This window comes from Bradyrhizobium sp. AUGA SZCCT0176 (assembly GCF_018130145.1).
Taxonomy (GTDB): domain Bacteria; phylum Pseudomonadota; class Alphaproteobacteria; order Rhizobiales; family Xanthobacteraceae; genus Bradyrhizobium.
Map to the genome: position 1 here is coordinate 40,048 of NZ_JAFCMB010000006.1, position 13,329 is coordinate 53,376.

General features: G+C 63.1%; 12 protein-coding genes. 8 read left to right on the forward strand and 4 right to left on the reverse strand.

The genetic code is table 11. The features are described 5' to 3' along the window. Positions 1–9: 9 nt before the first annotated feature. Positions 10–597: a YdcF family protein gene (locus JQ600_RS16295; protein ID WP_212391657.1), complete on the forward strand. Its 588-nt coding sequence runs from the start codon at positions 10–12 to the stop codon at positions 595–597. Between the two features lie 16 nt (positions 598–613). Here the strand turns inward: JQ600_RS16295 and JQ600_RS16300 are convergent, their stop codons facing one another. Further along, positions 614–1,957: a PLP-dependent aminotransferase family protein gene (locus tag JQ600_RS16300; protein WP_212391659.1), complete on the reverse strand. Its 1,344-nt coding sequence runs from the start codon at positions 1,955–1,957 to the stop codon at positions 614–616. A gap of 182 nt (positions 1,958–2,139) precedes the next feature. Here JQ600_RS16300 and JQ600_RS16305 point away from each other — a divergent pair, with 182 nt between their 5' ends. After that, positions 2,140–2,376, forward strand: coding sequence for a DUF1127 domain-containing protein (locus tag JQ600_RS16305; protein ID WP_212264258.1), 237 nt, complete (start codon positions 2,140–2,142; stop codon positions 2,374–2,376). 89 nt (positions 2,377–2,465) lie between these two features. Here the strand turns inward: JQ600_RS16305 and JQ600_RS16310 are convergent, their stop codons facing one another. Continuing rightward, entirely contained in the window at positions 2,466–2,891 is a 426-nt protein-coding gene (locus JQ600_RS16310) for a universal stress protein (protein ID WP_211998895.1), read from the reverse strand. A 96-nt stretch (positions 2,892–2,987) separates the two neighbouring features. Further along, positions 2,988–3,539, reverse strand: a complete 552-nt coding sequence (locus JQ600_RS16315) for a histidine phosphatase family protein (RefSeq protein ID WP_212391661.1) — start codon at positions 3,537–3,539, stop codon at positions 2,988–2,990. 95 nt (positions 3,540–3,634) lie between these two features. On the opposite strand from JQ600_RS16315, the gene JQ600_RS16320 reads away from it, so the two are divergent. The 5 genes from JQ600_RS16320 to JQ600_RS16340 all read left to right on the forward strand — a co-directional run bounded on the left by JQ600_RS16320 (position 3,635) and on the right by JQ600_RS16340 (position 11,162). Further along, positions 3,635–5,128, forward strand: a complete 1,494-nt coding sequence (locus JQ600_RS16320) for an FAD-binding oxidoreductase (protein WP_212391663.1) — start codon at positions 3,635–3,637, stop codon at positions 5,126–5,128. A gap of 64 nt (positions 5,129–5,192) precedes the next feature. Beyond that, positions 5,193–5,693 carry a peptide-methionine (R)-S-oxide reductase MsrB gene (gene msrB / locus JQ600_RS16325; protein WP_212391665.1) on the forward strand — a complete coding sequence of 167 codons (501 nt, stop codon included), beginning with the start codon at positions 5,193–5,195 and terminating at the stop codon, positions 5,691–5,693. A gap of 201 nt (positions 5,694–5,894) precedes the next feature. Continuing rightward, positions 5,895–7,745: a flagellar hook protein FlgE gene (locus JQ600_RS16330; protein ID WP_212038767.1), complete on the forward strand. Its 1,851-nt coding sequence runs from the start codon at positions 5,895–5,897 to the stop codon at positions 7,743–7,745. A gap of 44 nt (positions 7,746–7,789) precedes the next feature. Then, positions 7,790–9,661, forward strand: a complete 1,872-nt coding sequence (gene flgK / locus JQ600_RS16335) for a flagellar hook-associated protein FlgK (RefSeq protein ID WP_212391667.1) — start codon at positions 7,790–7,792, stop codon at positions 9,659–9,661. A 7-nt stretch (positions 9,662–9,668) separates the two neighbouring features. Then, complete coding sequence (locus JQ600_RS16340; protein ID WP_212264263.1) at positions 9,669–11,162, forward strand: flagellar biosynthesis protein FlgL; 1,494 nt, start codon at positions 9,669–9,671, stop codon at positions 11,160–11,162. 85 nt (positions 11,163–11,247) lie between these two features. Here JQ600_RS16340 and flbT read toward each other — a convergent pair whose 3' ends face one another. After that, complete coding sequence (gene flbT / locus JQ600_RS16345; protein WP_212264264.1) at positions 11,248–11,685, reverse strand: flagellar biosynthesis repressor FlbT; 438 nt, start codon at positions 11,683–11,685, stop codon at positions 11,248–11,250. 356 nt (positions 11,686–12,041) lie between these two features. Between flbT and JQ600_RS16350 the strand changes: the two genes are divergently transcribed. Then, entirely contained in the window at positions 12,042–13,226 is a 1,185-nt protein-coding gene (locus JQ600_RS16350; RefSeq protein ID WP_212264265.1) for a flagellin, read from the forward strand. The last annotated feature ends 103 nt before the right edge of the window (positions 13,227–13,329 follow it).

Here is a 13,329-nt window from a genome sequence, read left to right on the forward strand (position 1 = left end):
GAGCACGAAGTGACGGATCGAAGCACGCGATTGCCGACCGAGGCCGAGATTGCCGCCATCAATGCGCAGCATTTGATCCGCACGCCGCTGAAGCCGGCTGATCTCTTGTTCGTGTTCGGCACCCGCGTCGATGTCAGGGAGCGCGTCGATGAGGCTTTCAGGCTGTGGCGCGACGGGTACTTTCGCTGCTCGATCGTCAGCGGGGGCACCACGCCGGGGGCGGAGCGTTCGGAATGCGAAATCATTGCCGATGCGATGATCGCGCGCGGCATCCCGCCCGGGCGGATCCTGCGGGAAGATCGCGCGATGAACACCGGCGAGAATGTGATCTTCTCGCTCCCGGTGATCGATGCCGCGCTGGGGCTTGCGCATGTTCGCAGCGTGATTTGCCTCGGCAATACCTGGACCGCGCGCCGCTATCCGATGACGCTGCATCGGCACTGGCCGGAAGTGGAGAAAATGCTGGTCACGGTCGACGGCTTTGCGACACCGCGGTCGCTCTGGCACACCGATCCCGAATTCAGGCGGCGCATGCTCTGTGAATGGGACAAGATCGAGCCGTACAAGGCGAATGGCTTCATCGCCGAGTGGCCGTGAGGTGCGGGCGACCGGTCTATTCGGTCGATTCGAAATCTTCTTCGCTCGCGCGCAGCATTCCCGCCAGCGTGCGCAGCGCCGCATCGAGCTGGTCGACGGGCGGTGCGGCCAGCGCCAGCCTTATTGCGTTCGGCGCATGTCCGGGGCTCACCGCAAAGGTCGACGAGGGCGTCAACGCGATGTCCCGGCGGGCTGCGGCGGCGACGAAGGTCTGCGACCGCCAGTGATGCGGCAGCGTCAGCCACAGATGGTAGGATTTCGGGTTGGCCTGCAACTCGAAGCCGGCCAGCCGTTCGGCGGCAATGTGCTGACGCCGCTGCGCATCGATGCGCTTTAATCTGACGAGTTCGGACGCGGTGCCGTCGGCCATCATGCGTTGCCCGGCCGCGAAGGCGTATCCCGAGGCCGTCCATCCGCCGGAACGAACCGATGCCATGATACTCTCGCGCAAACGTGGCGGCGGCACGATGAAGCCGAGCGCCAGACCCGGTGCGACCTTCTTGGAAAGGCTGTCGAGCACGACGCAGCGATCGGGTGCCAATGCCGCCAGCGGTGCCTCGTCGTCGAGGAATCCATAGACCGCATCTTCGATGATGGTGAGATCGAGTTTCTCGACGACGCGCAGCAACTCGGTGCGGCGCGAGGCCGGCATGGTCATGCCCAATGGATTCTGAACCGTCGGCTGGATGTACAGCGCCGACAGATGCGCTTCTCGGTGCGCCTTTTGCACGGCGTCGGGACGCACGCCGTGCTCGTCCATCGTCAGCGGCACCAGTGTCACGCCGATCCGGGCGGCGATGCCCTTGATGAAAGGATAGGTCAGGGCCTCCACGCCGCAACGGCCGCCGGCCGGTACGATCGCGGCCAAGGCGGCGGCGATGCATTGCCGGCCGTTGGCGGTGAAGACGATCTGCTCCGCGCGCGCCGACCAGCCGTTTTGGGAGAGGAAGTCCGCCGCGATGTTTCTTGCCGCTTGCGTGCCGGCGCTGGTGCCTTGCCGCAACGCGATTTCGAGGGCTTCCGGCCGCTCCAGTCCCTCAAGGCTTTTCGCGATCAGGGCCGATTGTGTCGGCAGCAGCGGATAATTGACTTCCAGATCGATGCGGGCGCCGCGTGGTTCGGTCAGCGTGGTGATCGCGCGGGGCGCCTGTCCGGAAATGAACGTGCCGCGTCCGACTTCGCCGACCACGAGGCCTCGCCGTAACAATTCCGTGTAGACGCGGCTCGCGGTGGAGACCGCGATCTTGCGCTCATAGGCGAAACTGCGCTGCGGCGGCAGGCGATCGCCCGGTTTGAGCCCGCCATTGGCGATCTCGGAGGCAACGGCATCGGCAAGCCTGAGATATTCGAACTTTGACATAATTGCACCGAGAGCAATGTTTTACTTGCACCGAGGAATGTACCGGATCATTTTGAACCTATCAAGCCTGAGATTGCACTGAGGAGAGTGCAAACAATCAGACCTAAAGGCGCTGCCGCTGATTCCCAGCGATTGCGTCGGCGGCATCGCCTTGCCGCGTGAAAGCCAACTGGAGAAGACCAATGACCATGATGTCCCAAGCTGCAGCCCAGCCTGCCATTCCCTTCGCATCGAGCGGATTTCTCCGCCGATTCGGGATCTGGGCGCATGTAATCGCCGCGTATCTGGATCGCCGGGCGGCGGTCAAAGCGCTGCGCCAGCTGGACGATCGTGAACTCCGCGATATCGGAATAACCCGCAGCCACATCGAGCAGGCGGTTTGGGGTCTCGCAGACCCGGATCTCGGGCGGCTCCGGTAAAGGCTGCGTGCCTTGATCTGGACCAACACAGAATTGCGGCCCGGTCGATCGGCCGGGCTGCATTGTGACTGCGTATCGCTATCGCTGCATCAATGCCGGACCACCAGCACCGAGCATTTGGCGTAGCGCACCACGTGGCCGGCATTGGAGCCGAGAAAATAGGTCCGCATCGCCGGCCGGTGCGACGTCATCACGATCAAATCGGCCTTGATCGCCGCAGCCTCTTCCAGGATCTCGTGATAGATACCGCCTTGCCGCACCACGGCGGAAATGCGCGACGCCTCGATGCCGGATTCCTGCGCCACGATCGCGAGCGCCTCTTCCGAGGTCTGGCGCTGCTGGGCGTCGAAATCGGCCGGCACATATTCCGCCAGCATCACCGGCGTCATCGGCATGACGTTGAGCAGCCGCACCGTGCCGCTCCAGGTCTGTGACAGCGTTGCCGCTGTTGCGATCGCGGGCTTCGCCAGATCGGTGTCGGCGAGATCGAGCGGCACCAGAATGGATTTGAACATCCGCGCCTCCTGTCGGAAACGAGCCTAGCATGAGGGCGACCGGATGTCCGCCCGGCCTACTTTGCATGGGGTTGTTTTCGCGATTTTATCTCTGGGCTAGTCGTCCGACGTCTGTCTCAGCAGTTTCGGGCTGGTGAAGCGCACGAGGTTGCCGCGGCGAAACGCCACCTCGTTCCAGTCCTCGATCGCAAAATCGAGGATCGCAAGGCCGCTGGTCGGCAGATTGTCATTGAGGGCTTTTTTCGCGGCCGCATCGCCGCTGCCGGATAGCGCCAGCGCCAGTTCATGCATGCCGGGATTGTGGCCGATCACCATCAACCGCTTCGGATCGGTGGCTTCGGCCATGCGGATGATCTGCAGGAGATGCGTCGGGTCGGCGCCGTAGAGTTCGGCCAGGAACTCGACCTGCGGCGGGGCGAAATCCTTGGCCGCATCCTGCATTGCCTGCCGGACGATCTCCCAGGTCTGCAGCGTCCGCACCGCGGTTGAGACCAGAACCATGTCGGGAACGGGCAGGTGCCGGCCGATCCAGCCACCGACGGCGGCAGCATCCAGCCGGCCGCGGTCGTCGAGACGGCGGTCCTGGTCGTGCCCCGAGGGCGCGTCGTGTTCGGTCTTGGCGTGACGCAGCAGCATCAAACGGCGCATGGGCAGCAATCTCGATTCGTTTCGGCCTGAATTAATCTACAGGCTCATGCCCAGGACAAGGTGACAAGCGCCGCAGCGGTCCGTAAGAAAACGCCATGGCAGAGACTTTCACAAGTGCGACCAACGGTCCGGACGACGACGCGCCGTTTCGCTCCCGCCTGTCGTTCGACCTCGATGTCGACATCTGCGTGGTCGGAGCAGGCCTCGCCGGCCTGACCGTGGCACTGGAGGCCGCGCGCCTTGGCGCCAGCGTTGCCGTGCTCGAGGGCCGCCACGTCGGCTGGAACGCGTCCGGCAACCAGCTCGGTACCGTCATGCCGGGCTATAGCCTTCCGATCGGCGAGTTGATCGAGCGCGTCGGCCTTGAGGATGCCCGCGAGCTCTGGGCGCTGTCGAAGGAGGGCGCTGATTACATTCGCGCGGTAGCGACCGAGGAGGCGATGCCGGGCATTGCGCTGACCGAGGGGGCACTGGAAGTCTCCAATGTCGATGCCGGCGAAACGCTGATCAGCCGGCTGCAGACGCTGAGCGAGGATTTCGAGACCGAAGTCGAGGGCTGGCAGGTCGATCGGGTGCGCGATCAGCTCAAGACCGGGCACTATTTCCACGGCATCTATTACCCCAAGGCGTTTCAGGTCGACGGCCGCAAATATGTCCATGGCCTGGCGGCGCTCGCAAGGCGGGCAGGGGCGCGCATCTTCGAGGACACGCCCGTGGTCAGCATCGATCCTTCGGGCATTCGCAAGCGCATCGTGACGCCGTCGGCGCGGCTTCGCGCATCGCACATCGTGCTGGCCGGCAACATCCATCTCGGGGCGCCGCTGCGGCGGCTGTCGGAAACGCTGCTGCCGGTCTGGCGCTATGCCGCCGTGACCGAACCGCTCGGCGCGCGCCTCACTGACGCCATCACCTTTCAGGGGTCTGTTAGCGACAGCGACGGCATCGATCATTTCCGGATCGTGGAAGGCGACCGCCTGATGTGGGCCAGTCCGGAAACGACGTGGGACGCGCGGCCGCGCCGCTTCGGCGCGACCATCCAGCAGCGGATCTCCACCATTTTTCCAAAGCTCGGCAAGGTCGGAATATCCGACGTCTTCGGCGGCGCCGTCGGTGTGACCGTCCACGGCATGCCGCAGATCGGCCAGTTGCGGAAAGGATTGTGGGTCGCCTCCGGCTTCGGCCGCCAGGGGATGAATACCGCGGCGATGGCGGGGCAATTGGTGGCGCGCAGCATTCTGTGGGGCGACGAGCGCTGGCGGCTGTTTTCGCCGTTCGAACTGGTCTGGGCAGGCGGCACGACCGGGCGGGTCGCCGGTCACCTGATCGGCATGTGGGGGCGGGGCAGTTCAGCCGCCGCGGGCGCGCTGGCCCGTTATCGGGAAGGCATGCGCGCCAAGGAGCGGATTCGCGAGGCGCGGGTGGCCGAGGCCAGCCGGCAGGCTGGAACCAGGCCGCCGCTCCGTCGCCGTCCGCCGCCGGGACCGTCGCGGCCGGTCCGCCCGCAGCCGCCGTCGGAAGCCGCGGAAGCTGCAATACCGCCGATCGTGACCTCGCAGGAAAGTGAGCGAATTCGGGACGGATCCGTGTAACTTCCGCACGCGCGCGCCGTATTTGATGGCGAACCACCTTGTTCCGCCTCGCACGGAGACCCCGATGATCGACCGCCGTATCCTGCTTGCATCTGTGGCCGGCCTGTTCGGCCTTGTGGCCTTCCGCTGGTTGCGCACAACGCCCGCGCAGGCCGCCGAGAAGTTCGAGGTCGAAAAGACCGACGCCGAGTGGCGCGCGCAGCTGACGCCGCAGCAATATGAAATCCTGCGCAAGCACGGCACCGAGCGTCCGGGCTCGAGCCCGCTTCTGAAAGAGCACCGCAAGGGCATCTTTGCCTGTGCCGGTTGCGACCTGCCGCTGTTCGCCTCGGAGACGAAATTCGAGAGCGGCACCGGCTGGCCGAGTTTCTACCAGCCGCTCGACAACGCGCTCGGCAAGACCGAGGACCGCACCTACGGCATGCTGCGCACCGAGGTGCATTGCAGGCGCTGCGGCGGCCATCTCGGTCACGTCTTCAACGATGGACCGAAACCGACGGGGTTGCGCTACTGCATCGACGGATTTGGGATGGTGTTTCACCCGGCCATGGCGTCGGCGACCTGACCGATTCCACCTCTGCTGCCCGGCAATTGTTGCCCGCCCGGCAATTGTGCCCCGGTCCTTGGACCGGGGTTTTTCATTTAAGATATTGATATAAATATATTTTCTATGTTGGCATAACGCTTGCGACGTCTTCCTTCGATTGCGGCCCTGAATTTTGGCAAACACCGGCACGCCGCCCGGATCGAAGTTGGAGACGATGTAATGGGTATCTTCGGCGCTCTCACCACGTCCGTCGCGGGCCTGCGGGCGAATTCCTACGCCCTAGAAAACATTTCCGGCAACATCGCGAACTCGCAAACGACCGCCTTCAAGCGGATCGACACCAGTTTCATGGATATCATTCCCGACACCGGTAGCACCGCGCAACTCGCGGGCAGCGTCACCGCCGGCTCGCGCAGCACCAACACCATCGCAGGGTCGGTGCAGTCGGCGGCGGTATCGACTTACATGGCGATCAACGGCGACGGCTTCTTTGCGGTGCAGAAGCCCGGCAGCATCTCCGACAACAACCCGGTGTTCGACGGCATCAATCGTTACACGCGGCGCGGTGACTTCTCGCTCGACAAGAACGGCTACCTCGTCAATGGCGCCGGCTACTATCTGGAAGGCGTGCCGATCGATCCGACCACGGGCAATCCGAGCGGCAGCGTGCCGCAGGTTCTGCGCTTCCAGAATGACTTTCTGCCGTCGCAGGCAACAACCAAGATCGACTACCGCGCCAACCTTGCGAGCTACCCGCTGACCAACAAGCACGACACCTCGGTGCCGGGATCGGAGTTGCTGCGGCCGGCCGACTTCATTTCAAATCCGAGAATCCTCGGGACCCCTGCGACCCCGTATTCCAATACGGCCGTGCTGGGTAACGCGCGGAACAACTATGAGACGATACCGCAGCCGATATCGGCAGGCACGTTGCTCACAAGCACGTCCGGCACCAACTCACTTCCTGCTGGATTTGCAAACGGCGATACGCTCGTGCTCAAGACCACCACCGGTGGCGTCACGACGACCAACACACTGTCCTTCTACACCGGTGCTGCGCCTGCTCCGGTAGCCGGCACCACTTTCATCGACCTTGCCACCGCGACAGTTGGAGGCCTGCTGACCACGATCGATGGCCTCACGGGCGGTGCGCCTGCTTCGAGCGTCTCCGCTGCAGGGGCCATCACGCTCAATACCGGTACCACGAACGACTTTACCCTTGCGGCCGGTGCGTCGGCATCGGCTGTATCGGCATTCCAGGCGCTCGGCTTCACGGGCACCGTCACGGGGCTTCGCGGTGGCGGCGGCACGGCTGGTACCGGCATCGTGATCGGCAGCGACAATAAGGCGTTTCTCGACGAGTCTATCAGCGGCGGCACCAGCACCGCCTACGACGGCAACGGCGCTCCAGTCGCCTTGCAATTCAGATGGGCCAAAGTGGAATCGGCCACACAGGGCGCAACGGACACCTGGAACTTGTTCTATCAGGTCAATCCCGGCGCCACCGGCAACACCGTCTCCTGGCAAAACGTCGGCACCGATTTCAAGTTCGGCACCAACGGCCAGATGCAGCCGGTTGTCGGCCAGATTACATTGACCGGTTTGACGGTCGCCGGCACCAGCCTCGGCAATGTCACAATGGCCTTCGGCACCGGTGGTCTCACGCAATTCGCTGATACCAACGGTAATGCTCAGGTGAACCAGTTGCAGCAGGACGGCTACGCGGCCGGTCAACTGCAGAGCGTATCGGTCAGCAACGAAGGCCGCGTCGTCGGCAGCTACTCCAATGGCCGCAACATCGATCTGGCGGAGGTCAGCGTGGCGACCTTCAACGGCGCCGACTTCCTGAAGCGTATCGATGGCGGTGCGTTCGAGGTCACCAACGAATCCGGTGAAGCCCTCTACGGCAAGGGTGGCAACATTTCCGGCTCGTCGCTGGAATCGTCCAACACCGACATCGCCGACGAGTTCACCAAGCTGATCGTGACGCAGCAGGCCTACTCGGCCAACACCAAGGTGATCACGACGGCGAACACGATGGTCCAGGATCTTCTGAACGTGATGCGATAGTCCACGCAGTATTCCGTGGCGGTTTCCGAGAGCGGTAGTTTGTCATGAGTCTCAGCGACGCACTCTCCATTGCGATGTCCGGCCTGCGCACCAATCAGGCCGCGATGTCACTGGTGTCGTCGAATGTCGCCAACGCGGAAACGCCCGGCTACGTTCGCAAGACACTGAATCAGGTCGCGACCGATGCCGGGGCCTTTGGCAGCAACGTCCGGAGCGTTGGCGTCAACCGCGAGCTGGATCAGTATATCCAGGCACAGCTACGCACGGAGACCTCCGGCGCCGGCTATGCCTCGCTGCGATCCAACTTTCTGCAGCAACTGCAGAGCCTCTACGGCAACCCGGGTTCGGTCGGCACGCTCGAAGATGCGTTCAACAAGCTGACCACGGCGGTACAGGCGCTGTCGACCAGCGCCGACAGCCAGTCGGCGCGGATCGGCGTCGTCAACGCGGCGAACGTGCTGGCGAGCCAGCTCAATTCGATGACGCAGGGCATTCAGACGCTGCGCGGCGCAGCCGAAAACGGCATCAGCGATTCCGTCAACACCGCCAACAACCTGATGTCGCAGATCGCGACCATCAACAACCAACTATCGGCCAATCCGCTCGGCGGGACTTCGACCGACGCATCGACGGCGGCATTGCTCGACCAGCGCGATCAGTACATCACGCAATTGTCCGAACTGATGGACATTCGCGTCACCACCAACGGCGCCAACCAGATTACGGTCTTCACCACCTCCGGCGTGGAGCTCGTGGGCAACCAGGCCGCCAGGCTTTCATTCAATGCGCAGGGCACGGTCACCCCCAACACGCAGTGGAACACCGACCCGTCGAAAAGCAACCTCGGCTCGGTCGTCATCTCCTATACCAATGGCGGATCGATTGATCTAACTGCCTCAGGCGGCATCAGGTCGGGTAAGATCGCCGCCTATACGGAGTTGCGCGACAAGTCGCTGGTCGAGGCGCAGAACCAGCTCGACCAGTTCGCGGCATCGCTGTCCAGTGCGCTGTCGGACAAGACCACCGCGGGCACCGCGGTGACGTCAGGCCCGCAGTCGGGATTTGATTTGAATGTTGCCGACCTGAAGGCCGGCAACGTCATCCATGTCACCTACACCGACACCGCGACCAATACGCAGCGCCAGATATCGATTATGCGCGTCGACAACGCCAGCGTGCTGCCGCTGCCGAACAGTGCGACCGTCGATCCCAACGACCGGGTGGTCGGTATCGATTTTTCGGGAGGCATGGCCTCCGTCGTTGCTCAACTGAACACGGCGCTGGGCGGATCGGACCTGCAGTTCTCCGGCTCGGGCTCCACGCTGACGGTGCTGAACAGCGCCGGCAACTCCACGGTCAACGCAGCTTCGGTCACCACGACGCAAATCAACCTGACCAACGGCAGCGCCGAGCTCTCGCTGTTCACTGACAGCGGCTCGCCCTACACCGGCGCGATCGGTGCGACGGGTTCGCAGATCACGGGCTTCGCGGGACGTCTCACCGTCAACAACGGGTTGGTCGCGGATCCCTCCAAGCTCGTGCTCTACAGCGCCTCGACGGCCGCGGGCGACACCACGCGTTCCGATTTCATTCTGTCGCAACTGACCACGGCAAAGTTTCAATATTCGCCGGCATCGGGCGTCGGCAGCGCCAGCGCGCCGTTCAAGGGCACGCTGCTGAGCTACATGCAACAGTTCACCAGTTCGCAGGGCGCGGCCGCCGACGCGGCGGCGCAACTCGCCGGCGGACAGGATGTGGTGCTCAACACGCTGCAGGAAAAGATGTCGTCGACCTCGGGCGTCAACATCGACGAGGAGATGGCGCATCTGCTGTCGCTGCAAAACTCGTATTCGGCCAATGCGCGTGTGATGTCGACCGTGAACGAAATGTACAAGACCCTGATGCAGGCGATTTGAGGTAGTCATGACCATTAGCGGCGTCAGCGGACGGACATCCTACATCGGCTCAGGCATCCTTGATCTGCGCAGCCAGCTCGACGCGCTGACTCAGCAGTTGGCGAGCGGCAAGATCTCCAACACCTATGCGGGGCAGGGCAGTGGCCGCAGCCTCGCTATCGGCTTGCGCTCGCAGCTCAGCGGCCTGGCCGGCTATGCCGATACCGCGGTAAACCTGAACACGCGCATCAGCGTCGCCAACCTGTCGCTGCAGCGGCTTGTCGACGTCGGCTCGTCGGTAAAGGGCGCCGCGGTCAGTGCGGTCAGCGAGATCGACAACACCGGCCAGACCGCGGGACAGAAAACCGCATCGCTCGGGTTCCTTGATTCCGTCGATATGCTCAATGCCAAGTCCGGCGATCGCTACCTGTTCTCCGGCCGTGCCACCGACACGCCGCCGGTGACTCCCGCCGACGTAATCATGAACGGCAACGGCGCCCAGGCCGGGCTCAAGCAATTGATCCTGGAGCGCAAGCAGGCTGACGTCGGCACTAGCGGCCTTGGCCGCGTCGTGTTGACGGCGCCGTCGGTGACATCAGTACAGATCGCCGAGGACGCTTCGCCGTCCGAGTTCGGCCTCAAGCTCAATGCGATCACCTCGACGCTGACGGGCGCAACGATCACCCAGCCGACCGGCACGCCGGCGGCGATGTCGGTTGATCTGGGTGCCACCAACCCGGCTGAAGGCGAATCGGTCAAGTTCACCTTCAATCTGCCGGATGGCACCACCGAGGACATCACTTTGACGGCCTCGACGGCGACGCCGCTGCCGGCCAACACCTTCGCCATCGGTGCCAACCCGGCCGCGACGGCTGCCAATCTCAACGCCGCCCTCAATACCTCGATCGGCAAGCTCGCCAATGGGCCGCTGGTGGCGGCATCAGCGGTGACGGCTGGCGACAATTTCTTCGACCAACCGCCGATGCGCGTCGGCACTACACCGTTCGGCGCGGCGACCACACTGGTGGCGGGCACGCCGGCGAACACTGTCAGTTGGTACCAGGGCGAAACCGGCACCGATTCCGCGCGCGGTACCGCCGTCGCGCAGATCGATCAATCGATCACGGTGCAATACGGCGCCCGCGCCGACGAACAGGCGTTGCGCTCGCAACTGCAGACCGTCGCGGTTTTTGCCGCGGTGACGACGTCGGTGACCGATCCCAATGCCAACGCGCAGATCGCTGCGCTGAACCAGCGCATTGCCCAGAATCTCGCGGACGTGCCGGGGACGCAGTCGATCCAGGACATCCAGGCCGACTTCGCCGGCGCCGGGGCGTCAATCAAGGCGGCCACCGATCGCCAGGCCCAGACCAAGACGATCACGCAGACGATGCTGGATTCGATCGAGGGCATCAACGACGACGAGGTCGCGACCAAGATTCTCGCACTGCAGACCAGTCTGCAGGCCTCGTACCAAACCACAGCGATGCTCTACCAGACCTCGCTGACCAAATATCTCTGATGATCGCCGGCTGATAGCTCCGCCGACACGCAAAAAAGGCCTCCTTGCGGAGGCCTTTTGTCGTTGTGGTATTGTCCGGTGCCGATCAGGCCGACTTGCGATCGGCTTCGCTGCCGGAGTTAGCTGCCCGCAGGTTTCTTGCGTCGGCGATCAGCTCTTCTTCGTGGCCGATCAGCTTCTTTGATTCCTTCAGGGCGTGGTACAGGTCGCCGTTCAGGATGTTATTGTTGATGCCTTCGATGAAAGGCCACGCGCTCGGCATGGTGCTCAGGATGTCCCGCACCAGGCTGAAATAGGTCGGGTGATGCGCCATCGGATCCGGCGACAGATACATCAGTTGCACCGAGAGATAGATCAGCTTGGCCGGCGTATCGGCGGTCTCGGGCGTCAGGATGTCTTTCTCGCGCAGGATCGGGATCCTGTCGCCGTCGATCAACAGGCGCGCGCGCTGGTCGGTGTTGGTCACCACGCAGGCGCCGATGATGATCCGCTCGTTCGGCTTGAGTTCAACCTTCAAGGCCATGCCTGTTCTCCGTCGCCGTTTTGAAAGCGCAGTCATTGAAGAGGGAAAGCGTGCCGCCAGCTACGCGCTGGCGCTCCTCCAGGCGATTCGAACGCAATCCTTTCCCATTATAGTTAACCATTGGTGAACGAGGCCAACCGGCTGCTTTTTCGTCTGTCGCCCAATGTGCAGCAATATCAATGGTTTTTCGAGGTAAGGCGCGTCAATGAAGGCAATTTGTTCCTTTTTTGGCGCGGGTGGAGTCCAGTTTCGATTCATTTCTCTTTAGGGGGCTTCGCTCCAGTTTGGCCTCACCCGATCGAAAAAGATTGGGACAACGACTGTTCCTCGATTTTCACACCAGAAAGGTCTGAAACATGTCCATCGTTCTCTCTGCCTCGGTTCGTCAGAACCTGCTCTCGCTTCAGTCCACCGCCGACCTGCTGTCGACCACCCAGAATCGCCTTGCGACTGGCAATAAGGTCAACTCGGCGCTCGACAACCCGACCAACTTTTTCACCGCGCAGGGCCTCAACAACCGCGCCAGCGACATCAACAACCTGCTCGACAGCATTGGCAACGGCGTGCAGGTTCTGCAGGCTGCCAACACCGGCATCACCTCGCTGCAGAAGCTGGTCGATACCGCGAAGTCGATCGCCAACCAGGTGCTGCAGGCCCCGGCCGGTTATTCGACCAAATCCAGCGTCACCAGCGGCGCGAACGCCGGGGGAACGGCAGCCAACCTGCTAGGCGCAACGCTTGTGCAGGGCGACGTCCTGACGATCGCAGCGACCGGCGGCGGCACGGCGTCGAGCATCACGTTCGGTACCGGTGGGGCCGAAGTTGACACGCTGACCGAACTCAACGCGGCTCTCGCACCCAACAACCTGCAGGCTTCGGTTAACGACACCACCGGCGCGATCACGATCACGACGACCAACGATAAGGCTTCGGCCACCGTCGGCGCGCTCGGTGGCACCGCGATTGGTGCGGGCAAGGCATTCCTGCCCGCTTCGACGACCGTGGTCGCGGCGGTTGCCGACACGGCTTCGCAGACCATTCGCTCGAGCCTGGTGAAGCAGTACAACGACATCATCACGCAGGTCACGACGACTTCTCAGGATGCCTCGTTCAACGGCATCAATCTGCTGAACGGTGACGATCTCAAGCTGACCTTCAACGAGACCGGCAAGTCCACCCTGAACATCAAGGGTGTGACCTTCAACGCGGCGGGCCTCGGCCTTGCTTCGCTGACCTCGGGCACGGACTTCCTGGACAATTCGTCCGCGAACGCCGCACTGGTCAAGCTCAGCGCCGCCAGCACCACGCTTCGTACTCAGGCGTCGTCACTCGGTTCGAACCTGTCGGTCGTGCAGATCCGCCAGGACTTCAACAAGAACCTGATCAACGTGCTGCAGACCGGCTCGTCCAACCTGACGCTGGCCGATACCAACGAGGAAGCGGCCAACAGCCAGGCGCTGTCGACCCGCCAGTCGATCGCGGTGTCCGCGCTGGCGCTCGCCAACCAGTCGCAGCAGAGCGTGCTCCAGCTCCTGCGCTGATTTCGACGACATCTTGAGCGGCGGGGGAAACCCCGCCGCTTTGGACCACTGACAAACCCCTTGATTAACCCCGATCGAAAAAGATTGGGACAACGACCGTCCT

What these genes read in the sequence shown, in the direction of transcription:
- JQ600_RS16300 (WP_212391659.1), bottom strand. Translation starts at nt 1,957, where the DNA reads ATGTCAAAGTTCGAATATCTCAGGCTTGCCGATGCCGTTGCCTCCGAG.
- JQ600_RS16305 (WP_212264258.1), top strand. Translation starts at nt 2,140, where the DNA reads ATGACCATGATGTCCCAAGCTGCAGCCCAGCCTGCCATTCCCTTCGCA.
- JQ600_RS16310 (WP_211998895.1), bottom strand. Translation starts at nt 2,891, where the DNA reads ATGTTCAAATCCATTCTGGTGCCGCTCGATCTCGCCGACACCGATCTG.
- JQ600_RS16315 (WP_212391661.1), bottom strand. Translation starts at nt 3,539, where the DNA reads ATGCGCCGTTTGATGCTGCTGCGTCACGCCAAGACCGAACACGACGCG.
- JQ600_RS16320 (WP_212391663.1), top strand. Translation starts at nt 3,635, where the DNA reads ATGGCAGAGACTTTCACAAGTGCGACCAACGGTCCGGACGACGACGCG.
- msrB (WP_212391665.1), top strand. Translation starts at nt 5,193, where the DNA reads ATGATCGACCGCCGTATCCTGCTTGCATCTGTGGCCGGCCTGTTCGGC.
- JQ600_RS16330 (WP_212038767.1), top strand. Translation starts at nt 5,895, where the DNA reads ATGGGTATCTTCGGCGCTCTCACCACGTCCGTCGCGGGCCTGCGGGCG.
- flgK (WP_212391667.1), top strand. Translation starts at nt 7,790, where the DNA reads ATGAGTCTCAGCGACGCACTCTCCATTGCGATGTCCGGCCTGCGCACC.
- JQ600_RS16340 (WP_212264263.1), top strand. Translation starts at nt 9,669, where the DNA reads ATGACCATTAGCGGCGTCAGCGGACGGACATCCTACATCGGCTCAGGC.
- flbT (WP_212264264.1), bottom strand. Translation starts at nt 11,685, where the DNA reads ATGGCCTTGAAGGTTGAACTCAAGCCGAACGAGCGGATCATCATCGGC.
- JQ600_RS16350 (WP_212264265.1), top strand. Translation starts at nt 12,042, where the DNA reads ATGTCCATCGTTCTCTCTGCCTCGGTTCGTCAGAACCTGCTCTCGCTT.